Source organism: Cupriavidus sp. GW823-FHT07A04, assembly GCF_058794615.1.
This window is the reverse complement of sequence record NZ_JBXAHA010000039.1, coordinates 11,722-33,498: the sequence shown is the minus strand read 5'-3', so window position 1 is coordinate 33,498 and position 21,777 is coordinate 11,722. Positions and strand designations below refer to the sequence as shown.

General features: G+C 65.3%; 18 protein-coding genes and 2 pseudogenes. 6 read left to right on the top strand and 14 right to left on the bottom strand.

The window, feature by feature from the left end:
* Positions 1-62 precede the first annotated feature (62 nt).
* Positions 63-392 (top strand): annotated as a pseudogene (locus AC1Q7Q_RS39475) (ISNCY family transposase); the annotation flags it as partial.
* 386 nt (positions 393-778) lie between these two features.
* Here AC1Q7Q_RS39475 and AC1Q7Q_RS39470 read toward each other — a convergent pair.
* The gene (locus AC1Q7Q_RS39470) at positions 779-1,294 is read right to left on the bottom strand and encodes a DUF2867 domain-containing protein (protein WP_492375589.1); all 516 of its coding nucleotides are present in this window, start codon (positions 1,292-1,294) and stop codon (positions 779-781) included.
* Positions 1,295-1,337: 43 nt separating this feature from the next.
* Positions 1,338-1,520, bottom strand: a pseudogene (locus AC1Q7Q_RS39465) (lipocalin-like domain-containing protein); the annotation flags it as partial.
* Between the two features lie 272 nt (positions 1,521-1,792).
* Here AC1Q7Q_RS39465 and AC1Q7Q_RS39460 point away from each other — a divergent pair.
* The 4 genes from AC1Q7Q_RS39460 to AC1Q7Q_RS39445 all read left to right on the top strand — a co-directional run bounded on the left by AC1Q7Q_RS39460 (position 1,793) and on the right by AC1Q7Q_RS39445 (position 6,338).
* Entirely contained in the window at positions 1,793-2,434 is a 642-nt protein-coding gene (locus AC1Q7Q_RS39460) for a pyridoxamine 5'-phosphate oxidase family protein (protein ID WP_492375588.1), read from the top strand.
* Between the two features lie 382 nt (positions 2,435-2,816).
* On the top strand, positions 2,817-4,946 hold the full coding sequence (locus AC1Q7Q_RS39455) for a TonB-dependent siderophore receptor (RefSeq protein ID WP_492375586.1): 2,130 nt from the start codon (positions 2,817-2,819) through the stop codon (positions 4,944-4,946).
* Positions 4,947-5,225: 279 nt separating this feature from the next.
* The gene (locus AC1Q7Q_RS39450; protein WP_492375587.1) at positions 5,226-5,684 is read left to right on the top strand and encodes a MarR family winged helix-turn-helix transcriptional regulator; all 459 of its coding nucleotides are present in this window, start codon (positions 5,226-5,228) and stop codon (positions 5,682-5,684) included.
* Positions 5,685-5,771: 87 nt separating this feature from the next.
* Positions 5,772-6,338, top strand: a complete 567-nt coding sequence (locus AC1Q7Q_RS39445) for an isochorismatase family protein (RefSeq protein ID WP_492375585.1) — start codon at positions 5,772-5,774, stop codon at positions 6,336-6,338.
* Between the two features lie 168 nt (positions 6,339-6,506).
* On the opposite strand, the gene AC1Q7Q_RS39440 is transcribed toward AC1Q7Q_RS39445, so the two are convergent.
* From AC1Q7Q_RS39440 to AC1Q7Q_RS39390, 11 genes are all read right to left on the bottom strand, one after another.
* Entirely contained in the window at positions 6,507-7,307 is an 801-nt protein-coding gene (locus tag AC1Q7Q_RS39440; RefSeq protein WP_492375584.1) for an IclR family transcriptional regulator, read from the bottom strand.
* 112 nt (positions 7,308-7,419) lie between these two features.
* Complete coding sequence (locus AC1Q7Q_RS39435; protein WP_492375583.1) at positions 7,420-9,534, bottom strand: acetate--CoA ligase family protein; 2,115 nt, start codon at positions 9,532-9,534, stop codon at positions 7,420-7,422.
* A gap of 4 nt (positions 9,535-9,538) precedes the next feature.
* Positions 9,539-10,339 (bottom strand): enoyl-CoA hydratase/isomerase family protein, encoded by an 801-nt coding sequence (locus tag AC1Q7Q_RS39430; protein ID WP_267601856.1) that lies wholly within the window; start codon positions 10,337-10,339, stop codon positions 9,539-9,541.
* Between the two features lie 98 nt (positions 10,340-10,437).
* The gene (locus AC1Q7Q_RS39425) at positions 10,438-11,436 is read right to left on the bottom strand and encodes a tripartite tricarboxylate transporter substrate binding protein (RefSeq protein WP_492375582.1); all 999 of its coding nucleotides are present in this window, start codon (positions 11,434-11,436) and stop codon (positions 10,438-10,440) included.
* A 181-nt stretch (positions 11,437-11,617) separates the two neighbouring features.
* Complete coding sequence (locus tag AC1Q7Q_RS39420) at positions 11,618-12,346, bottom strand: class I SAM-dependent methyltransferase (protein ID WP_492375581.1); 729 nt, start codon at positions 12,344-12,346, stop codon at positions 11,618-11,620.
* Positions 12,347-12,398: 52 nt separating this feature from the next.
* Positions 12,399-14,024, bottom strand: coding sequence for a histidine kinase N-terminal 7TM domain-containing protein (locus AC1Q7Q_RS39415; RefSeq protein WP_492375580.1), 1,626 nt, complete (start codon positions 14,022-14,024; stop codon positions 12,399-12,401).
* Positions 14,025-14,164: 140 nt separating this feature from the next.
* Positions 14,165-15,481: a HipA domain-containing protein gene (locus AC1Q7Q_RS39410; RefSeq protein WP_492375579.1), complete on the bottom strand. Its 1,317-nt coding sequence runs from the start codon at positions 15,479-15,481 to the stop codon at positions 14,165-14,167.
* Positions 15,478-15,750 (bottom strand): helix-turn-helix domain-containing protein, encoded by a 273-nt coding sequence (locus AC1Q7Q_RS39405; RefSeq protein ID WP_183033991.1) that lies wholly within the window; start codon positions 15,748-15,750, stop codon positions 15,478-15,480. Before AC1Q7Q_RS39405 ends, AC1Q7Q_RS39410 begins: the two co-directional genes overlap by 4 nt.
* A gap of 176 nt (positions 15,751-15,926) precedes the next feature.
* Positions 15,927-17,102 (bottom strand): acyl-CoA dehydrogenase family protein, encoded by a 1,176-nt coding sequence (locus AC1Q7Q_RS39400; protein ID WP_492375578.1) that lies wholly within the window; start codon positions 17,100-17,102, stop codon positions 15,927-15,929.
* A gap of 147 nt (positions 17,103-17,249) precedes the next feature.
* Positions 17,250-18,590 (bottom strand): type II toxin-antitoxin system HipA family toxin, encoded by a 1,341-nt coding sequence (locus AC1Q7Q_RS39395; RefSeq protein WP_492375577.1) that lies wholly within the window; start codon positions 18,588-18,590, stop codon positions 17,250-17,252.
* Between the two features lie 2 nt (positions 18,591-18,592).
* Positions 18,593-18,844 carry a helix-turn-helix domain-containing protein gene (locus tag AC1Q7Q_RS39390; RefSeq protein WP_492375576.1) on the bottom strand — a complete coding sequence of 84 codons (252 nt, stop codon included), beginning with the start codon at positions 18,842-18,844 and terminating at the stop codon, positions 18,593-18,595.
* A gap of 266 nt (positions 18,845-19,110) precedes the next feature.
* Here AC1Q7Q_RS39390 and AC1Q7Q_RS39385 point away from each other — a divergent pair, with 266 nt between their 5' ends.
* The gene (locus tag AC1Q7Q_RS39385) at positions 19,111-20,745 is read left to right on the top strand and encodes a class I adenylate-forming enzyme family protein (protein ID WP_492375575.1); all 1,635 of its coding nucleotides are present in this window, start codon (positions 19,111-19,113) and stop codon (positions 20,743-20,745) included.
* Here AC1Q7Q_RS39385 and AC1Q7Q_RS39380 read toward each other — a convergent pair.
* A complete protein-coding gene (locus tag AC1Q7Q_RS39380) occupies positions 20,742-21,599 on the bottom strand; it encodes an AraC family transcriptional regulator (protein ID WP_492375574.1) in 858 nt (285 codons plus the stop codon). The two genes, AC1Q7Q_RS39385 and AC1Q7Q_RS39380, sit on opposite strands and share 4 nt — an antisense overlap.
* Between the last annotated feature and the right edge of the window lie 178 nt (positions 21,600-21,777).

Here is a 21,777-nt window from a genome sequence, read left to right as displayed (position 1 = left end):
CCTATACTGGTAGCGCCTGGGTTGGACGGGAGCGCGCCGTGAAGGATCGAGGGTTGATCACCATGAGTCTGCGTGAAGTTGACCGCTTCAAGGTCATTCAGGCAACGGCCGAGGGCCTGCTGGCGCAGGCGCTCGGCCTGATTCGCGACACCTATGCCGACTTCGGTCCAACCCTGGCCTGCGAGAAGCTGCGTGAACGCCATGGCATCGTGCTGGCCAAGGAGACCGTGCGCCGCCTCATGATCGACGCGGGTTTCTGGGTGCCGCGCCGGCTGTGCCCGCCCAAGGTTCACCAGCCAAGGAATCGGCGCGCCTGTTTGGGCGAATTGATCCAGATCGATGGCAGCGATCACGCCTGGTTCGAAGATCGCTCGTCGCCTTGCACGTTGCTGGGCGAGCCGCCGCGGCCGCACAACCCGCCGCTGCACGTGAAGCGGCAGCGGCTGATCAACCGGCTGGACCTGGAGCGGGCGATCAAGGGCACGCCCATGCCGTAGTTTGGTTCCTTGCCGCCCGGAAGTGGACGCGGGACGGGACAGTCTCCAAGGGCGGCTACCGACGTTCGTCCTTCCGAAGAGCGGACATCGGGCCGAAACAAGAGTCGAGTCGCAGGCAACATTGGGGCGGCGCCGCAAAGCCAATTCCTGTTTGGCTTCGCACACTCAAAGAGGGGGACGGTTCAGTTCAACCCATCGCCGCACGGTGGGTCTCTCCCACTGACATGCAGCGTAGTCCATTAACCTTGTTGGTACCGGATCGTCGGCAAGCGCAGACCAGTTCAGACAGCACGGCTTGCCGCCTGTTCCAGACTAGCCCGCGCGATTACACGGTGGAACGGTGTGATTACCGCGAGGTACGTCCGTCCCAGCAAGTTATGGCAATGCACTACGGTCACCAGGACGAGCTCCCTGCCGCCTGCCGCACCCGTGCGCAGCTGGATCGCGAGCCGGAAGTCGAGATGCCGATCGTCCTCGCCCATCACCAGTTCCCCCGCACTCTTCGACCGCAGTGGAAAGAAACCGATCACCGGCCCTCGCGCCGCCGCAGCAATACCGACCGCACGAGACGATTTGACGCCGACTGTCGCCATAATCGTGTCCCGTACCCGCGTCAGCGCACGAATCCACCACGCCTGCCGCTCGAATCCAGCGCGCGCTAACATTTCGAGATCGTCGCTGGCCCCCGCCGGCAACTGAACCGCATACGCATCCAGCAGGTCCGCGCTCCTATAAAGCGGCGCCAGGATGCTGTCGGATGGCATGGGTATCGCATGAGCTTTTTGGGCATTGATCATCAATCAATCTCTCCATGGTTTGGGTTTAGCGCGAGAGCCTGCGCTAGACATTGTTTCTCTGTGCGATCAGCACACCGCGAGCCATTCGCCTCGGGAACGATGGATGGATCTGCCACGCAGTTGTTATCGCTAGGACGCCGCGATCTACTTTGAAGAACCGAACCTGCTCGGTGCCAATCCAGGCTGGATGCCACGCCGTGTCGACCTTGATGATGAGTTTATCCTCATCCTCGACACGACACCAGAATAAGCAATCATTGTCTCGAAAAGGGCCGCCGGATCGCTATTCAGGCGCTCTCTGGATGTGAGTATCGACATCATCCTATCGCGTTCGATGACAATATGACCGAGTGGTTCGACACCGTATGTGTCCGCGCGCTCGCCTGTATCCTCGAACTCGACCTGAATCTAAATAATGGGGATCGGCTGGATCTAGGCAGCGGGATGATGCAAACCTATACTGCCGCACCGTTTATACACGAGGAATGACTGTTGAAAATGCCATCCCCCACTCCCCGCACCCGCATACGCCGGCTCCCGGAGCTTGCGCTCTATGAAAAGGCGGCGCTTTATTCGATAATCGATTCAGCTTATGTCTGCCATATTTCTTTTTACGATGGCGAATCCAGTCATGTCATTCCCACTGCGTGCTGGCGCGATGGCGATAGGCTATACGTCCATGGCTCCAATGGCGGGCGCCTTATTCGCCAACTAACCAGTGCCAAAGAGGCAGCGGTAGCCATTACCCACTTGGACGGACTCGTGTTGGCAAAGTCTGCATTTAATCGCGCCATGAATTATCGCTCCGCGATTATTTATGGGCGATTTAATGCTGTAAATGACGAGGCGGAAAAGCGCCGACTGATGGATGTTTTCATGAGGCTGATTGCGCCAGGCCGTGAGGGGGATGCCCGGCCGGGGAGCGCGAAGGAGTTTGCTGCGACGACGATTCTAGGCATCGCGCTCGATGAAGCCGCCGCGAAAGTTCGAACTGGCGGGCCGATTGATGACGAATCAGACCTGGATTTGCCAATTTGGGCCGGTGTCCTGCCGATGGTGACGCTGCCACAGACGCCGATTGCTGCATCGACCAGCATCGGAGCAGAACCAGTGTACGTGAGGCAATGGAAGGCGTCTTAGTCAGCGTCATTGAATGGCATGGGATACCGCTTAGTGGTGTTGATCGGTGGATTCATTGGAAGAGGCACGGGAAATGGACCGTAGCCCTTGTTCCTGTAGTACGCCGCTTAGGCAGTCCGCTGGGGTGCTGCGGAACTCCGGCTTATGACATGCCGGTGGCGAACGAACAGGAACGCTGGCTTGCCGGCATGTCGACCCTGTGGCATGGCGCCGCGCGCCGGAAAATTCCACACAACGGATGGAGAAGCCCCTTATAATGCAACTTGGTTGCAATAAGGGGTCAATCACGTTGGCCCCCCCGTTGGGACTGGCCGTCTCGCGCCGCGTCACCGCCGAGCCCCCAACGCGCTACCCAGCGCCAGCGCTTTCCTCTGATCCGAACATGCCGATACTTTCTGTCACTCCAGCCGGCCAACGACGGCGTAGTCCTCTCGCCGCACTGGCCGCCGCCACGGCGATCACCGCGTCGCTCGCCGATGCCGAGGAGGCGCCCGCGACGACGCTCCCCGAAGTCTCGGTGGTCAGCACCGCCGACAAGACCTACGCGCCTTCCTCCTCCACCGGCGCGACTCGCACCGAGGCCCCGCTGCGCGAGGTGCCGCAATCCGTGCGTGTGTTGCCGCGCGAGCTGCTCGACGATATCGGCGCCACGCGGCTGGATCAGACCTTCGACTACGCCAGCGGCGTGTCGCGCCAGAACAGCTTCGGCGGCCTGTGGGACAACTACGCGATACGCGGTTTCACCGGCAACGAGAACACCGGCGCTGGCTACCTCGTCAACGGCTTTGCCGCCAACCGCGGCTTCACCGCGCCGCGCGACGCAGCCACCATCGAACGCGTGGAGGTGCTCAAGGGCCCGACCTCCTCGCTGTACGGCAACAGCGAACCCGGCGGCAGCATCAACGTCATCACCAAGCAGCCACAGTTCAAGCCCAGCCAGACCTACGACATGGAGGTCAGCAGCCGTGATGGCTACCGCGTGTCGGCCGACGTCACCGGCACCATCAGCGACAATGTGGCAGGGCGGCTGATCGCCGTGGGCGACCACGAAGGCAGCACGCGCGACTTCGTCAACAGCAAGCGCTACCTGGTGGCGCCGTCGTTCACCTGGACCCTGGGCGCTGACACCATCGTGCAGTACGCAGCCGAGTTCCAGCGCTACACCACCCCGCTGGACCGCGGCGTGTTGGCCATCAACGGGCAGTTGGGCGCCGTACCGCGCTCGCGCTTCCTCGGCGAGCCAAACGATAGCGACATCCGCCTCGACAGCCAGTCGCACCAGTTGAGTGTTGAACATCAGTTCTCGCCTGACTGGAAGGGCCGCCTGGCCGCGGCCTACCGCGGCGGCAGCCTGGTGGGCTACTCCACCGAGGCCAGCGCGCTGTCCGCAGACCAACGTACCCTGAGGCGCCAGCGTCGCTATCGCGACTACCAGTCCGACGACGTCTCGCTGCAGGCCGACATGACCGGCAAGTTCACCACCGGCGCGATCGGCCACGAGCTGCTCGTCGGCGTGGACGCCTACCGCTTCGGCAACACCCAGGTGCAGCTGCGCAAGAACCCCAGCGCCAGCGCGCCCTATGCCATCGACATCGACAACCCGGTCTATGGGCAGACCCCACCCACACTGGCAGCCAACACCGACACCTACGAGCGCCAGACCAATCTCGGCCTCTATGCCCAGGACCAACTGCGGCTGGGCGAACGCTGGCGCCTGCTGGCCGGCGTGCGTTTCGATGCCTACAACCAGTCGCTGGACAACCGCCTGGCCGGCACCAGTGCCAGCCAGCATCAGAGCGCGGTCTCGCCGCGCATCGGCCTCACCTATCTGGCCAGCAACAACGTCTCGCTGTTCGCCAACGCCAGCCGCTCGTTCCGCCCCAATACCGGCACCGATTCCGCCGGCAACCCGTTTTCTCCAGAACACGGGCGGGCTGTCGAGGCCGGCGTGAAGCTCGACAGCGACGACCGCCGTCTCGGCGCCACACTGTCGGTGTTCGAGATCCGCAAGCGCAACGTGCTGACCACCGACTCGCTGGATCCCTCCTACTCGGTGGCCGCCGGCGAGGCGCGCAGCCGCGGGGTGGAACTCGACGCGTCCGGGCAGCTCGGCACGCATTGGCGTGTGACCGGCAACTTTGCCTATACCGACGCCGAAATCACCCAGGACAGCACGCTTGCCGCCGGCACGCCGCTGGCCAACATCCCGCGCACCAGCGGCAGCGTGATGGCGGTGTACGAGGATGCGGCCCCCATCGGCCAGCGCTACGGCGTGGGCGGGGGCATCCGCTATGTCGGCAAGCGCTCCGGCGACTCGCAGAACAGCTTCTCGCTGCCCGCCTACACGCTGGCCGACGTGCTGGGCTATTGGCAATACAGCAAGACGGCACGCGTGACACTCAACGTCGACAACCTATTCGACAAGACCTACTACGCCAGCTCTTATAGCAGCGTGTGGGTCATGCCCGGCGCCGGCCGTACTGTGCGCCTGGGCCTGCGGCTGAGCTACTGAGGCCTGTTCGCGCGCATGCAGGCACTGAAACGCTGGTGGACCATGACCTTGCCGGCTCACTCGTCCGTTCGCGCCGTTGCCTGCCCTTCTGTCTCACAGTGGCACCCAGGTGCCGCATCCTTCGGTGCCGATGGCAACGTGCGTGCCATTTCCGGCTCGGGGCCCTAGCGCTGGCCGCCGGGCCACTGTTTGGATCTCCCGGCCGTCAATCATGACGGGCCTGAGCAAAATAAGAAGGTTACCTTTGTAGTTTTCCTTCGTATCGGCTACATTGGGGGGATGCATTCCAACCACAAACAAGATGATCCGCAGGTTGCCGGCGCGTCCGCGCTGGCAACCGATCTACGTATCGTGATCGGCCAGCTAAGGCGCCGCCTGCGTGAAGAGGTGCATCCGGGCGATCTCACCTGGTCGCAGATGTCGGTTCTTGGCCGCCTGGAGCGCGACGGTCCGGCCACTGTGACAACCCTGGCGCGGGCCGAGGGTGTGCGGTCGCAGTCCATGGGCGCCACGGTTGCCGTCCTGGAATCAGCCCGGATGGTGAGCGGTGCGCCGGATCCGGTCGACGGGCGGCGGACCATCTTGTCGCTCACGGCTGACGCCAGGGAGATGATCCTGGCGACCCGGGCAGCGCGCGAAGACTGGCTGCTCCGTGCCATCCGGACACAGCTGGCGGCGACGGAGCAAGAGGAGCTTGCGGCCGGCATCGCCCTGCTCAAACGGCTGGCCGACTCGTGACGGGGCCCTTTCAAAGCCCCGGCCAGCGCCCCGCTCCGGACTCGCCGAAGTCCCTACCTTAGTCCCTATCGACCGTGAGAAAACACCATGCCAGTCACCGTTCTTGATCCGAAAGCCGCTCTCGTTGTCATCGATCTGCAGCAGGGAATCGTCTCGCTTCCCGTCGTGCACCCGGTCGATGAGGTCGTGAAGCAGTCTGCGGCCCTTGCCACCGCGTTCCGTGGCCACGGCCTGCCAGTTGTGCTGGTCAATGTTGCCGGCGGCGCCCCCGGCCGTACCGAACAGGGACGCAGGCTTGGCGATCTTCCTGCCGGATGGGACGATCTGGTGCCCGAGTTGAACCGGCAGCCGGCTGACCACACGGTGACAAAGCGGACCTGGGGAGCCTTCACCAATACCGATCTTGAGGCGCAACTGAGAAAGCTGGGTGTGACACAGGTGGTGCTTGCCGGCGTTGCGACCAGCATCGGCGTGGAGTCGACCGCGCGCCAGGCGTATGAGCTTGGGTTCAACGTTGCCCTGGCCGTCGATGCCATGACCGACATGAGCCTGGACGCGCACGCGAATAGCATTGCGCGGATTTTCCCTAGGCTGGGGGAGACTGGCACAACCCGCGAGATCATCGATCTGCTCGAAAAGGGCGGTAGCCGGTGAGTGGCACCTTCCGTTCGCGGGCATCGGCGCCGGCGCGGGCTTTGCCGCTGCGATCGTCGGCGTGCGTTACTTCGCGAAATATCATCGCCTGCGCTTGCGCATCGACGCCGGGCGCCTGCGCTTGAGCTTGGACGAACACTTGCTCAAGCCGAAGGCGTGAGCCGCCTGTTACACGGCCTCGTCGCCCATCGCGCTGCGGATCTGCGCGGCAAGTTTCATCAGGTGTGGCTTGAGAATGCGTGCGGCGCTGGCCGGCGTTGCCTGCGTGGTGGTGCTGACGTTCAGCACGTGGATGGCGTAGCGCTTGAACACCAGTGGCGTGGAGAGCGCGACCACTTCCGGCTGCCAGCTCGCCATGCACCAGCCTTGCTTGCGCACCTGCCCGATGGCTTGCTCGATGTCTTGTGCAAGTGCAGGCCAGTTAGCGCGCAAGCGCCTGCCGAAGCCTTCCAGCAAGGCCTTGGTTTCCTGCTCGGGGGCCGCGGCCAGGTAGGCGCGTCCCAGGGAGGTCAGCTCCATGGGCACACGCTGCCCGGTCACCACGCTGCGCAGCGAAACCTTGCGGCTATAGCGGACGGATTCCAGGTAGACCATCTCGTCGCGGTCGGCCATGGCCAGCCCAACGTTGATGTGCTGGCTTTGCGCGAGCTCGCGCATCAACGGGGCTGCTGCCTGCAGCACGGCAGAGCCGGTGCGCATGGCGTGCGCCAGGCTCAGGACCGGCGGGCCGAGCCGGTAAGCGCGCAGCGTGGCGTCGTACAGGAGGAAGCCGGCCTCGACCAGGCTTTGCGTGAGCCGGCTGACGGTCGAGCGCGGCAGGCCGGTGCGTTCGGCCAGGTCGCCGTTGCCCAGCACTTCCGAGCCCGCGCGAAACGCCCGGAGTATCTCCATGCCGCGCTCGAGCGAGCGATTGGCCGACGTGCTGCTCGCCCTGCCACGCGCCCGCGATAGCGCTAGTTCGGGATCCAAGGTCATGCTCCTGGGGAGGACTGATTTCCGGCAGCCGGAATTAAAGCATCGGAGAGGAGTCTGGCATCATTTGGCATGACTATGCCAGACTCCCCTGCCCGGCTCCCTGCCATCAGCCCGCCAGCACAACCACGCCATCTGCCGCCCGCACGCCTTGCGATGCCGGCAGCACGAAGACCGGGTTGATCTCTGCCTCCACCAACTGCTCGCCCAGCGCTGCCGCCATGCCGGAAAACGCCACAATGGCATCGGCCAGCGCCGCAACGTCGGCCTTGGGCCGCCCGCGGAAGCCGTCCAGCAGCGGCCAGGTTTTCAGTTCCTGGATCATGCCAAGTGCTTCGGTGTGCGACAGCCCGCCGGCCGGCGGCAGCATGCGCATGGTGGTGTCCTTGAACAGCTCCGCGGTCACGCCGCCCATGCCAAGCAGGATCGCGGTGCCGAGCGCGTCGCGGTGCATGCCAAGGATCATCTCCACGCCGCCGGTGACCATCTCCTGGACGAGGAAGCGCTGGGGCACCACGCCGGTATGCGTGCGCACGTCGTCGGCCATCGCCGACAACCGCGCCGCTATGTCTTGCGGCGTCAGGTTGACGGCGACGCCGCCCACATCGCTCTTGTGCGTGATCTCGGCGCTGAGGATCTTAAGGACCGCGCGGGCACCGAGGGCCTTGGCGGCGTCGCTGGCTTCTTGCCCATTGCGTACGATGCGCTCGCGCACCGACGGGATGCCAAAGCGCGCGAAGAGCTGCTTTGCCGCTGCCTCATCCAGCGCGCCGCGCGGCAGCTCCCCGGCGACGCGGGCTGCCGCCGGGGCCGGGACGTCAGGCGTCTCGCGCCATTGCCCTGCACGCAGCATGGCGCTTAGCGCGGCCGTACAGCTCTCGGGCGCGCTGAATGCTGGCACGCCGCGCGCGGTCAGCAGGCTGGCCACCTGCGGCGCATGCGGGCTGACGAAGGCCACCACCGGCTTGTCGCTGGTGGGCAGGCAATCCTGGATCGCGCCTGCCATCAGGTCTGGCATGGCCAGGCCGGACGACCCGACGATGATGGCAACGGCGTCATAGCTCGGGCTATCCAGCAGCGCCCGGATTGCGCCGCGCAGCAGGTCCGGCTGCAGGCCTGCCAGGGTGACATCGATGGGGTTGCGATCCAGTGCCGCGTGATCGCCCTGCTGCAGCGAGCGCAGCCGTTGCGCGGTGGCTTCATCCGGCGCGGGCGTCTCGAAGCCGGACAACCCGAGGCTGTCCGAAACCAGCGTGCCGGCGCCGCCAGTCGAGGTCAGGATGGCAACCCGATTGCCGCGCAGCGCCCTGCCGGTGGCGAGCGCGGCGGGCATGTCGAGCAGGTCCGCGAAAGTTTGCGCGCGGATCACGCCGGCTTGCCGGAACAGCGCGTCGTACATCCGGTCCGCGCCGGCCAGCGCGCCCGTGTGCGACACCGCGGCGCGTGCCCCCGCCTCGGAGCGGCCGATCTTGAACGCGACCACCGGCTTGCCTGCCCTGGCCGCTTTCAGCGCGGCGGCACGGAATCGGTCGGGATGGCGCACGCTTTCCACATACAGCGCAATCACGCGGGTGGCCTCATCATCCGCAAGGTAGTCGACGAAATCCGCCAGGTCGAGGTCCACTTCATTGCTGGTGGAAACCAGCTTGGAAAGCCCGATGCCGCGCGCGGCGGCGCGCGAGAGCAAAGCGCCAAGAATGCCGCCGCTCTGCGAGACCACGCCGATGTTGCCGACGGGGAAATGATCCATCTCCAGCGCCCCGCTGGCGGAGAGCGGGATATTGTCGGTGAGGTTGACCAGGCCGATGGTGTTGGGGCCGAGCAGGCGCATGGCGCCGGCTGCCTCGATCAGCTCCGCCTGGCGGCGCGCGCCTTCGGCGCCCGTCTCCGAATAGCCGCTGGCCAGCACGATGGCGGCGCCGGTGCCGAGCGCGGCCAGCTCGCGCACGGCCAGGTGGGCGCGCTGCGCGCCTAGCAGGACGATGCCCACATCCGGCACTTCCGGCAACGTGTCGATATCCGCATAGCAGCGGATGCCGTCAATCTCGCCCACCTTCGGGTTGACCGGGTAGATGGCGCCGGCGAAGCCGTGTTTTTTCAGGTAGGCGACCGGGCGCCCGGCGGTCTTGGCCGCATCGGCGGAAGCGCCGATGATGGCGACGCTGCGCGGCTTGACCAGGCGGGCGATGGCGGAGAGTGCGTTTTCTGCGTTATCTGCGTCCATGGTGTCAGGCCTGTTCCTTTCCAGCCATCTTGGCCAGGAATGCCAGCACGGATTCCCGATGCTCGGCGCTGGTGTAGCAGATGCCCTGTGCCTGGCTGCCTTGTGCGAATACCTGCTCGGCCGGCAACTCGAAGGCCTGGTTCAGGATGGACTTGCCCAGCGCCAGGGCAGTCGCGGAGCCCTGGCTCAGCTCCGCCGCCCAGGCCCTGGCACTGGGCAACAGCGCTTCCGGCTCGCTCACGCGATCCGCGATGCCCAGCTGGAGGGCCTCTGCGGCATCGACCTTGCGCCCGCTGAAGATCAGTTCCTTGGCCTTGGACAGCCCGGTGCGGCGCGGCAGGAAGTACATGCCGCCGCCGTCCGGGATCAGGCCACGATGGATGTACGACCAGGCGAAACTGGCGCTTTCCGAGGCCACCACAAAATCGCAGCTCATGGCCATATCGGCACCCAGCCCGGCGGCGGCGCCATTGACCGCGGCAATGGTGGGCTTGGGCATGTTGTGCAGCAGCGCCACGGTATGGTGCACCCGTTGCTGGCGCGACCAGCCGTTGAACGCAACCTCGCCCGCCGGCGCATCCATGCGCCGCTGCATGCCGGCCACATCGCCACCTGCGCAGAAGCCTTTACCGTTGCCGGTGAGCACCAGCGCCCGAATGGTCTTGTCCTGCGTGACATGCTCCAGGGCGGCGATCAGCTCGGTGCGCATATCGTCGGTCATGGCGTTGCGCTTTTCAGGGCGGTTCAGCGTCAGGGTGGCGATCCCGGCGTCGATGTCGAGCGTGATCAGTGAAGTGGTGTTCATGGTGGGTCTCTCTACCTTGTGTTTTGTGCTTCGCGCTTGGTGCTTGGTGCTTGGTGTTCTGTGTATTGCGCGCCGATGCGCAATCGAGGGCTGCCGGATTACTCTGCGGTGATGTTGGCTTGCTTGACCACCCGGCTCCAGCGAACCTCCTCGGCGCGCACATAGCGGCCAAATTCCTCGGGCGTTCCCGCGCTGACTTCCAGGCCCTCGGTTTCGGCACGCTTGCGGAACGCCTCGGTCTGCACCGCCTTCCTGGCGGCGGCGTTCAGGCGGGCAATCACCGCGGCGGGCGTGCCTGCCGGCACGAAGAGCCCGTACCAGCTTTCGGCCACGTAGCCGGGCACGCCGCTTTCCGCGATGGTGGGCACCTTCGCCAGGACAGGGCTTGTCGAGCGCTTGGCCGTGGTCACCGCGATCGCGCGCAGCTTGCCGTTCTCAAGCAACGACCCGACTGCGGAGGCCGTGGCGAACATCACATCCACCTGGCCGCCCAGCAAGTCTGTAATGGCTGGGCCGGCGCCTCGGTAGGGGATGTGATTGAGGTCGACTTTGGCCAGTGACTTGAACAGTTCACCCGCGAGGTGCGCGGAGGTGCCAGGGCCCTGCGATGCAAACGAGATTTTCCCTGGCTTGGCCTTGGCGGCAGCGATCAGGTCCTGCACCGTCTTGTAGGGGCTGTCCGGGCGAACCACCAGCACGTTGGGTGACTGGCCCACCAGCATCACCGGCGCAAATGCCTTGTCGGTGGCATAGGGCAGCTTGGCGTGGATGCTCGGGTTGACTGCGTGCGCAAACGTGGCCATTACCATGGTGTAGCCATCCGGCGCGCTCTTGGCCACCGTGTCGGAGCCGATGATGGTACCGCCACCCGGCTTGTTGTCGATGATCACCGGCTGGCCGAGATCCTGCGACATCGTCACGCCCATGGTCCTGGCGATCAGGTCGGTGCCACCGCCCGGGGCGAAGGGTACGACGAGGCGAATGGGCTTTTCCGGGAAGGCTGCGGCGTTCGCGGCTGGCGCCAGCGCGCCCGTGGAGGCAAGCGCAATGGCCAACGCGGCCAGCGCCCTGTTGAAAAGGGGGAATGAATTAGGCACTTGCGTCTCCGTCTGGGTTTCTTGACGGGACAGGCGCCATGCTTTGCCCTGCCCGTCGTTTATCGATGAACCCAGATTAAGCGCAAATACGGTCGAATACAGCCCTGCATTTCCACGCAGTGGAATTGAGATCCGGCCTCGGCGGGCCTGCTTGGGGCCAGTATGGTCGCCCGCCCGGCCGCTACCGGCATCCCGAAACTACCGTCACGACAAGCGGCCGCGGCAACATGCCGGATGCGTCAAGATGACGTCCCACGTAGTCACGCAGCTCAGCCTCAATGGCTGCGTGGAGCGATGTCGGCACCTCTTCCCACAAGCGCATCGACCGCGCGTGCGCAACCGCATGCTCGATGGAAAGCGACTCCATCGTTTGGATCCGGTCTTCGCGGACCGCGTGAAAGCCGCCGGCGGCTAGCGTCCCGGCAGGCTGGTATTCGGCTTTGGGCCGCGCCTGGCTCAGGGCCACGTGGCGGCCGACGATGTCAACGATGGCCTCGCGGAAATCGCCCGCGTCGTTCTTGTTGACGACGACGAAGGCCGCGCCTGGCATCAATACGCGGCGGATGTTGCGCACTGATGCATCGTCCGAGAACCAGTGGAACGCGCCGAAGGCGGTAGCCCCGCTGAATGCCGCGTCGGCAAAATCCAGGCGATCGGCGCCCATTACGTGGTACGCGCCCGCCTGCCCCAGCCGGCGCGCCTCGTCGATCATGTCGGGGTCAACGTCGATCCCGACCGGGCGAAAACCGCACGCGGTCAGTTGCCGGGTGGCGATGCCCGTGCCGCATCCGATGTCGAGGATGGCTTGCGTCTGTGCCGCCGCCAGAATATCTGCGACCTTGTCCATCACAGCCGTGCTGTAGGACTGGCGTGCCTGGCTGTAGATGGCTGCGGATTCGCCGAATGACATGAGTGGGGTACTCCTGAGAGGATGGCCGGTCAGGCCAATCCATGAAAGACGTTCAGCCCGGGTACACAGGCGACGCCACCGGGTCGTGCATCATGAAGCGGTCACGGCCGTTGCGCTTGGCCTCGTACATGGCAGCGTCGGCCTTTTCGAGCAGGAATTCCAGCGATGGCGACGCCGGGATTTCGCAAACCGCGCCAACGCTGATGGTGACGCAAGGGTGCTCTGGCCAGCCGCCATGCGGCAGCGCCAGCGAGCGCACGGCATTAAGCAGGCGCAGGCCAACTTCCCGTGTATTGGCTGGCGTGATCGCTGGCAGCACGATGGCGAACTCTTCGCCGCCAACGCGGGCGCAGAAGTCGCCGGGGCCGTTGCGCATGGCTTCGCCGATGGCGGCGGCAACGCGGCGCAGGCATTCGTCGCCATGCACATGGCCGTGGAGATCGTTGTACTGCTTGAAGTAATCGACGTCGATGATCAGCAGGCCGACGGGAATGCCGCGCTCAAACGCGTCGGCTATCGCGGCGGCGGCCTCGCGCTGGAAGTAGCGCCGGTTGCGCGCGCCGGTGAGCGCATCGCGATACAGGTCCGCCTCGATGCGTGAGAGCTTTTCCTCGGTCTCGCCGAGCCGCACCGCCAGGCTGGAGTTTTCCACCGTCAACGCGTGCTCACGCGAGCGAAAGCGCGTGACATCGCGCAGGAACACAATGATTCCGACCGGCTGCCGGTTCAGGTTGCGCACCGAATCCACGGTGAGCTCGTAGTCGACACGCTCCTCCGAAATCAGGTGCGAGCCGCCGCTGCCAGGCGCGCCGCTGCGGCTGGCAGCGATCGCGTCCCGCCAGGCCGGCGGAAACGCGCTGCCCCGCTCCACCTCCACCAGCAGGCGCCGCGCGGCAGGGTTGAAGTCGACGATGATGTCGTTGGCATTCACGATCACGCAGCCTTCTTGCAAGGCATCGAAGACCCTGAGCCTGGCGTAGTGGCCAACGTCATCCAGGTGCCTGCGCAGCGCGCATACCCACACCAGCACCGCCGTCACCGCGAAGGTGGCGGGGGTCAGGTCGCCGCCCAGCGGGCCCGTCCATCCGCGCAAGTACGCGATATTGGCCACCAGCGGCAACGCCAGGCCGCCCGCAAGCACCGCCCTTCCCCCGCGGGTCAGGCTGCTGCTTGGCACCCGGGCCGTCAGCAGGAAGTAAACGCTGATCAGCAACAGCAGGTAGGTGTAGGCAGCCGCCGCGGCGTATCCCGGGCCATGGCCGAAGACGGCGCCCGGTGGCGCGCCCCCCGGCACCAGCTGGATCGACGTCCAGATCAGGTGATGCCGTTCGTTGGTAAAGACCAGGGCCAGCGTCACGATATTGATGACGATGGGCAGCGAGAGCAGCGACCAAGGGATGACGAATCTTGGCCGGCTGAGCTGGACGATGGCGCAGAGCCAGCCGATGGGCACGGCGACAATGCCGACATATTGCACCTTGGCCCACAGGATGCGGGTTTCCAGGTCGACGGAGTTCAACTCGAGCAGGCGGCCACCGCTCCATAGCGCGCTCCCCAGGGCCAGCGCCAGGAAGGCCTTGACGATGGGATCGTCCCGCCGCGTCCAGGTTGCGACGGCAACCGTCAGACTTCCGACGACCGCAAAGGTGAGGCAGAGGACAAGGGGGTACGAAGGCATTCGGCCGGTTCCAGGACACGCCCGCCGGCAGCGCCAGCGGTGGATTCTCCGGTCGGATTATAAGGCGGCGCGGCGGGGCCGATCCGCGTCGCAGGAAGGCTGAGGCGCTTCCCTGGACGAATGCCCTCTTGTGCAGGCAGCTATGCTGCCGGACTTCGAACTGGCCGTCTGAGCCGATCGGACATCTCCTTGAGTGGCATGGCCAGGATGGCATTGAGCAGCGGGGCCTCGCCACCATCCGGCGTGGCCTCAGCTTCGACTTGCGCTCGGACCTCATTCGTGGCCTGCGCTACGGCAGCCATCATTGCATCGAGCTCATAGGCCGCCGCCGTTGGACTCAAGCCAAGTTCCTGCCCCGCTTGAATCAGGTCGGTGCGCTGGAGGTCGCCGAAATGCCTGGCGGCCCCGATCGGCATGGACAATTCGGAGTCCGGCCAGTACGGCGCGGTGTCGCGAAAGTTCTTGGTGTCGTACACCACGGTGCTGACGATATCGTAGAACGGGGCAAGGCTGTAGCCGTCGGGATCCGCGAAGAACGACAGGTTTTTCATATGCGCGTCGCCGTTGCCAACCAGCACGTTGAACACAATCCAGCGGTAAATCGCCAGGCGCGAGGCGGCGCGGGTGCGTGTCAGCTCGATCAGCGCTCTCAGGGTCTGCGTCGAGGCTTGCGTGTATTTTAGTGTCCGGCTCTTGCCGCGCAGCTGCATGCCGTCAATGACATGCCGGCGCCGCACCTGGCCTTGCAGCGATTCACGATCGAAACGGGAAATAGCGAAGACCGGCGCAGGCACGCGCAGGAACGCCGTGGCTGGCACCGGCAGACCCACGCGCGCAGCCAGCCGCATGCAGAAGAACTCATTGATGGCAGTATGTGGCCATGCGGTAGAGCGTGCTTCCGGCTTCAGGATATGGGTGGAAGGCTCTGCGCCGATTGGTTCCAGCAATCGCTGCTCTCCTTGCCTGCCCTCCAGGATTGCCGCCAGCTTGTGCTGCGCGCCACCCACCGACATGTGCTTGGGCGCCTTCGCGTCAAGCGGGCGCCCCGGCAGGTCCGCGATACGGCGGTGCAGTTCTTCGAACGATAGCGGCACCCGGCCTGCGCCGGGTTCCTGCTGGCCCGGCGCCAGAAGCGTGATGGCCCCGGCCGATTCCGCGCCGTAGTACGCCAGCATGCCCCATGCGTCTTCGATATCGAGCCTTGCCGTGCTGGCCAGCACGGCGCGTTGGCCCTCTTCCGGCAAGAGGTTGTCGAAGAAGTACTGCACGGGACGGTCGGAACTGGTATCGACCTGAAGTGCCGGCCCTAGCGGAAGACTAGGGCTCAGGGCGAAGCGCCCGGGGTGATTCAGCCAGCCCGCGTCGTAGGCAAACGTCCAAACCCCGTTGTTGTCCGCCACTTCACCGATTTTTACGCCGTTGGCAAAGGCGATGAGCGTGCGCTCTTCTTCGCTCATTTACGCACTCGCCGGTTGGCGAGCCCGTCTTTGTCCGCCATCAGTTGCTGGACGCCGGAAGCCTCGCCGAACAGCGTCACGCCGAGCTCCTGTAGCAGGAGCAGCACCTTGCCGATTTGCGCGGTCTCCTTGCCACGTTCAACCGCTGAGATAAAGGCTGGCGAGAGTCCCGTGGCGCGGGCCAGTTCGTCGCGTGTGAGCTTCTGGGTCATGCGCGCAGCGCGGGCGAGCTGGCCAAGGCTTGCGGTTGCGGTAATAAGGTGCTGCATTGCGCCTTTCGTCGTGTTGATAACGTATCAGTACGAAGACAGTATAGAGTGCTATCTAGCAAAATTCCAGATATGAGACTCGATCTAATACGTTAGCTTGGTGACGGTTGGTTTTGCTTCTTAAAAAGCATGAGCGAATACGTTAACTGCTATTCCAGCCACCTCTCCGCCCCCCCTCAAAACCCCAACTGCCGCGCGGCCAGGTCTTTCATGATTTCCTCCGACCCGCCGCCGATCATCATGACCTTGACCTCGCGGTACACCCGCTCGCTCAGGGTGCCGCGCATGAAACCCATGCCGCCCAGGATCTGCACGGCCTGGTCGGCGCAGAACTGCATGGCCTGGGTGGCCTGGATCTTGGCCATGCAGGTGCGCGCCACCAGCTGCGCCGGGTCGCCGGCCTGGTGCTGCACGCGGTAAGCCAGGTCGTAGACGAGGTTGCGGGCGGCTTCGATGCGCAGGGCCATGTCGACCAGCTTGTGGCGGATCACCTGGCGCTCCACCAGCGGGTGGCCGAAGGTGCTGCGCTGGCGCGCCCAGTCGAGTGCTTCCTGCAGGCAGGCTTCGGCGTAGCCATAGGCGCTGGCGCTCATCCCCAGCCGCTCGGCGTTGAAGTTGCGCATGATGATCTGGAAGCCGCGGTTCTCCTCGCCGATCAGGTTGGCGGCCGGGATCCGGCAGTTGTCGAAGTGCAGGTGCGCAGTGTCGGAGGCGAGCCAGCCCATTTTCTTGAGTTCAGTGCGGGTCAGGCCGGGCGTGTTGCCTTCGATCAGGAGCAGGGAGATGCCGCCCGCGCCCTTGTTGGCGGGATCGGTGCGCACCGCGGTGGTGATGAAGTCGGCGCGCATGCCGGAGGTGATGAAGGTCTTCTCGCCGTTGACGATGTAGTGGTCGCCGTCGCGCACGGCGGTGGTTTTCAGGCTGGCCACGTCGGAGCCGCCGCCGGGCTCGGTAATGGCCAGGGCGGCGATCTTGTCGCCAGCAATGACCGCGGGCAGCACGCGTTCCTGCAGCGCCTGGCTGCCGGCCGCGACGATGGGCGGCACGCCGATGGAATGGGAGTGCAGCGACGCGTTGACGCCGCCGGAGCCGCAGCGGGCAAACTCTTCGGCCTGGATCAGGTGATAGAAGATGTCGCCGGGGGTGCCGCCGAAGTGTTCCGGGTAACCCAGCCCGAGCAGGCCGACTTCCGCGGCGCGGCGGTACAGCGAGCGGGGAAAGGTCCCGGCTTCGTCCCAGTCGTTCACGTAGGGCGTGATCTCGCGGGCGACGAAGTCGCGCAGCGTGCTGCGGAACTGCTCGTGCTCGGCGGTGAAATAGTGCGCAAGGGGCGGCAGGGTCAGGAGGCTCATCGTGGGTCCTGTCAGGGGGGGGCTGTCAGTGGGCTTTCGGGTCGGGGGTGGCGTGCGGCATGCAAGCCGGCATCCCTCGACCATAGGCCGCGCCGTGCGCTTCGTCTTGCGCAAAGTGGTTGGCCCCGCCAAACCCCAACCAACCTCTTAGCCAGGCGGCATGCGATCGAGCTGCCGGGCGGATGCCTCCAGCCCTTGCAGGATGCTGTGCGCCACCTTTTGCGGGAAGCCCCCCGGCAAGGCGGCGCTGACCGTGGCAACGACAGCCGGCGTCTGCGCAATGAGCCGCTGAACGATGCCTTCGGCATCCGGGCCGTGGAAGCACTTGGGCGCCATGGCGTTGAAATGCCGGCGCTGCACGTCCTTGAACAGGTAGTGCCGGTTCTTGCCGGCCACCGCCATGGCCAGCTTGGCCTTGTGCCATGACCACTGGTTTGCCCCAAAGCCAACCACCGGCCAGATCGACATCACGTCATAGAGCGGCGTCATCCGGTAGCGCCCGCCAGGCAGCAGGCGGATGCTGAAATTCTTGGCATGCCCGTCAGGCGCCGCCAGCATCCAGAACAGGATCTGCGTGGTGAGGAAGATCTCCAGGTCTTCGTCGGCATGGGTCGATTGCCGCAGGATCTGGGCGATGTCGCGCATGCCAGGGCCGCCATCCGCCTCGTACTTCAGGTGCGGGGCGACGCCAAGCGCCTGGCAGAAATCCTCCTGCGGCAGGCGCAGGATCCAGCCTCCCGAGGAATGCATCTGCCGGTCGAAGCGCTGCACGCTCAGGACCTTCTGGCTGGCGAAGGTCTTGATTTCGCTATGCGCCACCGGCAGGCCATAAGCGGCGAGGATGGTCAGGCAGAGCCACTCGTTCTCGACCGAGGTACTGAGGTCGGCCCGCTTGTTGCCCACCAGTCCAAGCGGCAGCTTGAGGATGTGCGTGGTGGGCGTGGCGCCGTGGGGCTTCATCCACTGGTTGCCATGCCACAGCAGCGCGGTCTTTTCCTGCGCGCCGGCCAGGGAGATGCGGAAATCATCGTCATTGTCCTGCGCGCCCATGCCGGTGGGGCTGACCGTCTGCCGCAGCAGCTTTTCAATATCGGAGTCGGACTGCGGCGTACCGTCGATGCGGTCATGGCCCACCGGCTGTTCGTTCTCACCGAGCAATTGCACGGCGCCGACGCAATCGCGGCCGATGGCTTCCAGCAGGTCGAAGGCTTCCGTGGTTGCCGCCTTGAAACGCGTGGCCAGGCGCTTGCGGATGGCGTCGCTGTCGGGCAGCAGGTTGTCGAAGTAGTTGCGCACCCGGTCGCCCTTGAGCGGGGAGGTATCGACGCCGAAGGGGAGCGACAGGGAAAGTGGGCGTCCGGCGGGCGAGGCCAGCCAGCCTGGGTCGTACTGCAATTCCATGTCGCCCCGCGTGGGGATGCGCCACGTCCCTACCCGCTCGCCATTGGCCCATACCGACAACGCCCGCGCATGCGATCTGCGACCCATGGCTACCACTCCACCGGCGAGGCTTCGGCGCCCGCCGCGTGCCTATCCTGCACGACGAGTTCCAGGCCGAGGACGCTGATCAGCGCCAGCAACTGGTCGGCGCTGATGCTGCCCGGGTTGAGCTCCATATGGGAGATGCGGCTCTGGCTGACATCCAGCCGCGCGGCCAGGTCCGTCTGCGACAGTCTGGCGGCACGCCGTGCGGATTGCAGCACTTGTCCGAGCTGGCTGGGGGTGGTGAGCAGCTGTTTCATCGTGGTCATCCGGAGTTACCCATCAAATGCGTAATCTCACTTTACAAATAATATGGGTAAATTGCAAATACCAATTTCGTGGGTATTTTTCAATTACCCATGTCATGCGTAATCTACGTCCACCGAGACGACGCTGCCGCCGCCATACGCAGCGACCCAGCCACTTTCCGCAAGCCTTGCCCGGCGCTACTTGGCTACGCTTGCCGCTCTGACCTGCCCCGGTCTTTGCCGCATCCAACTTGACATCCAACGCCAGGAGAGCCCGCATGATTGCCAACCCGCCGCCCGCCACCATTGGTGCCGCCCTTCGCCAGGCCAGCCAGCGGTGGGGCCAGCGCACTGCCTACCGCTGCGGGCCGCAGGCCCACACCTTTGCCGGGATGGAGGCCAGCTCCGCGCGGCTTGCCTGTGGGCTGCTTGGCCTGGGCATCGCCCGTGGCGAGCGCATCGGCGTGATCGGCCTGAACCAGATCGAGTGGCTGCAGCTGTTCTATGCCGCAAGCCGCATCGGCGTGGCGGTGGTGGGCCTGAGCGTGCGCTACCGCGACAACGAGATCGAGCATATGGTCAACGACAGCGCGGTCAAGGCGGTCTTCACCGTGCCGGAGTGCGAGGGCTTTGATTTTCCAGGCATGCTGGCACGGCTGGCTCCGCGCATGCCGGGCTTGTCGCATGTGGTGCTGATCGACCCAATCGACCCAATCGACGCAATCGACGCAATCGACACAGCGCCATCGGCCGACACCAGCTCGCTGCGGCTTTCCACGCTGCTGGCCACCGCGCCGGACCCGGCCGTACTGGAGGCCGCCGAGGCGAAGGTCGTGCCGCAGGACCTGGCCATGGTGATCTACACCTCGGGCACCACCGGGCGGCCGAAGGGCGCGGGACTGTCCCATCGCAGCATGCTGGCGGCAGCCCTGGCCCAAGCGCGCCATGTGCGCACGAGCGAGGCCGACCAGCTCCAGCTGGCCCTGCCCTTGAACCATGTGGGCGGCATCACCTGCGGGGTGCTGAACTTCCTGCTGGGCGGCGGCACTTGCGACCTCGTGCCAGCCTTCAAGGCGGACCTGGTGCTCGCCAGGATGCGCCAGCACCCGCCCACCATCTTCTCGGGCGTGCCGACCATGGCCACGCTGCTGCTGATGCATCCCGACTCGGCCAAGGTGGACTTCTCCTCCGTGCGGCTCGTGATTGTGGGCGGCGCCACCGTGGATGCGGCCCTGTTGGAGCAGTTGCAGGCCCGCATGCCGCAGGCGACGGTGATGAACCTGTACGGCCTCTCGGAATCCTCAGGCGCGATCGTCATGACGCCCTGGGACGCGCAGCGGCAGGACCTGATGCAATCGATCGGCCGTGTGTTCGACGCCGCCGAGGTGCGGGTGGTCTCGTTTGCCGGCGAAAGCCTGGCCACGGGCGAAATCGGCGAGCTCTGTTACCGTGGCGCGGGCGTTTGCCAGGGCTACGTCGGCGGCGCGGCCGGGGAGGATGGATTCGATGCCCAGGGCTGGCTGCACTCGGGCGACCTGGGCTACGTGGACGAACGCGGCTATATCCACTTGAAGGGGCGCAAGAAGGATATGTATATCCAGGGCGGCTTCAACGTCTATCCGGCCGAGATCGAGGGCGTGATCGCGCGGCACCCGGCGGTGATGATGGTCGCCGGCATTGGCGTGCCCGACCCCGTGCTGGGCGAGATCGGCCGCTATTACATCGTGCCCAAGCCTGGCTGCCAGGTCTCCGAGCAGGAAATCCGCGCGTACTGCGGGACCCGCCTGGCCGACTACAAGGTGCCGCGCCAGGTGGTGCTGCGCGAAGCGCTGCCGCTCACGCCGGCCGGCAAGATCCACAAGGCGGCCTTGCGCACTGAGGACGCGCCGGATACCCCTGCGCGGCCCGCCTAGCCGGGCATGCCGCTGCCCACCTCCGCAAGCTCGCCAATCAGGGCGAGCTTGCGCGAGCCGGCAAAGATATCGCTGGGTTTGAGTCCGTAAACCTGGCGGATGGAATGGCTGAAGTGGGTGGAGTCCGGATAGCCGGCATCCAGCGCCACATGGGCCAGGTTGGAGTCCTGGGTGACATAGTGCAGCAGGCTGCGGGCGCGTTTCCAGGTCCGGAAGCTGCGGAACGGCGTGCCGACATCCTCCTTGAACAGATGCAGGAAGCGCGAGAAGGACAGATGGGCCGATGCGGCGCATGACTCGGCAGTGGCCGTGGCCGACGGCGCATTGCGGATGCGCTGTACCGCGGCCTCGATACGCGGGTCCAGCTTGCGCGGCGCCAGCGCGTGCCCGAAGAAGATCTGGTCGAAGCTGTCCGCCTGCAGTTCCAGCTCCCGGCCGCGCTCGCTCAGGTAGGCATGCGCTTGGCGCACATGGCGCACAAAGGCCGGATCGTCCACCGGCCCTGCCCGCTCGCGTATCACCGGCGGCAGGCGCGCCAGGTCGATGCTCTCCGCTTCCAGTGCGAGGTCGCAGATCATGCGGTCGTCGCAAGCAACCGAGTGCGGCATGTACGCCGGCACCACCGCCAGTTCCGCGGATGCCCAGGGTCCGTCGTCAAAGCGGATGCGGATGGGTGCACGCAAAGCCACATAGATCAATAGCCCACCCATGGTGCGGACCGAAGGCGAGCCAAGCAGGCCGGCGTAGAACAGCCTGTCGGGGGTGAGCCACATCACCCGGCCGGCTCCGTCCCGGGCGCCAGGCGCCACGGTCGTCGCTGGCGGGCACGCAATGCCTGGTGCTTGCATCTGCATGTCCTCGTCTCCTGCTGGCACCGTCCGCGCCCCGATGGGGGCGTCGTCAGGCCTGCTAGTTATTTGCTCTCGCTGCGCCGCCATGATGCGATGCAAAAATGCGACGCAAAAAGCAGCGTAGCCGGGGCTACCGGCTACGTCTTGCGTCAGGTGGCTATGTCAGGTGGCTATGTCAGCC

Excerpts from the sequence above, each read along its gene's own strand:
- AC1Q7Q_RS39410 (WP_492375579.1), bottom strand. The coding sequence starts at position 15,481 with ATGAGCGAAGAAGAGCGCACGCTCATCGCCTTTGCCAACGGCGTAAAA.
- AC1Q7Q_RS39470 (WP_492375589.1), bottom strand. The coding sequence starts at position 1,294 with ATGATCAATGCCCAAAAAGCTCATGCGATACCCATGCCATCCGACAGC.
- AC1Q7Q_RS39390 (WP_492375576.1), bottom strand. The coding sequence starts at position 18,844 with ATGAAACAGCTGCTCACCACCCCCAGCCAGCTCGGACAAGTGCTGCAA.
- AC1Q7Q_RS39435 (WP_492375583.1), bottom strand. The coding sequence starts at position 9,534 with ATGGACGCAGATAACGCAGAAAACGCACTCTCCGCCATCGCCCGCCTG.
- AC1Q7Q_RS39405 (WP_183033991.1), bottom strand. The coding sequence starts at position 15,750 with ATGCAGCACCTTATTACCGCAACCGCAAGCCTTGGCCAGCTCGCCCGC.
- AC1Q7Q_RS39385 (WP_492375575.1), top strand. The coding sequence starts at position 19,111 with ATGATTGCCAACCCGCCGCCCGCCACCATTGGTGCCGCCCTTCGCCAG.
- AC1Q7Q_RS39455 (WP_492375586.1), top strand. The coding sequence starts at position 2,817 with ATGCCGATACTTTCTGTCACTCCAGCCGGCCAACGACGGCGTAGTCCT.
- AC1Q7Q_RS39445 (WP_492375585.1), top strand. The coding sequence starts at position 5,772 with ATGCCAGTCACCGTTCTTGATCCGAAAGCCGCTCTCGTTGTCATCGAT.
- AC1Q7Q_RS39450 (WP_492375587.1), top strand. The coding sequence starts at position 5,226 with ATGCATTCCAACCACAAACAAGATGATCCGCAGGTTGCCGGCGCGTCC.
- AC1Q7Q_RS39460 (WP_492375588.1), top strand. The coding sequence starts at position 1,793 with ATGCCATCCCCCACTCCCCGCACCCGCATACGCCGGCTCCCGGAGCTT.
- AC1Q7Q_RS39400 (WP_492375578.1), bottom strand. The coding sequence starts at position 17,102 with ATGAGCCTCCTGACCCTGCCGCCCCTTGCGCACTATTTCACCGCCGAG.
- AC1Q7Q_RS39420 (WP_492375581.1), bottom strand. The coding sequence starts at position 12,346 with ATGTCATTCGGCGAATCCGCAGCCATCTACAGCCAGGCACGCCAGTCC.
- AC1Q7Q_RS39380 (WP_492375574.1), bottom strand. The coding sequence starts at position 21,599 with ATGCAGATGCAAGCACCAGGCATTGCGTGCCCGCCAGCGACGACCGTG.
- AC1Q7Q_RS39415 (WP_492375580.1), bottom strand. The coding sequence starts at position 14,024 with ATGCCTTCGTACCCCCTTGTCCTCTGCCTCACCTTTGCGGTCGTCGGA.
- AC1Q7Q_RS39430 (WP_267601856.1), bottom strand. The coding sequence starts at position 10,339 with ATGAACACCACTTCACTGATCACGCTCGACATCGACGCCGGGATCGCC.
- AC1Q7Q_RS39395 (WP_492375577.1), bottom strand. The coding sequence starts at position 18,590 with ATGGGTCGCAGATCGCATGCGCGGGCGTTGTCGGTATGGGCCAATGGC.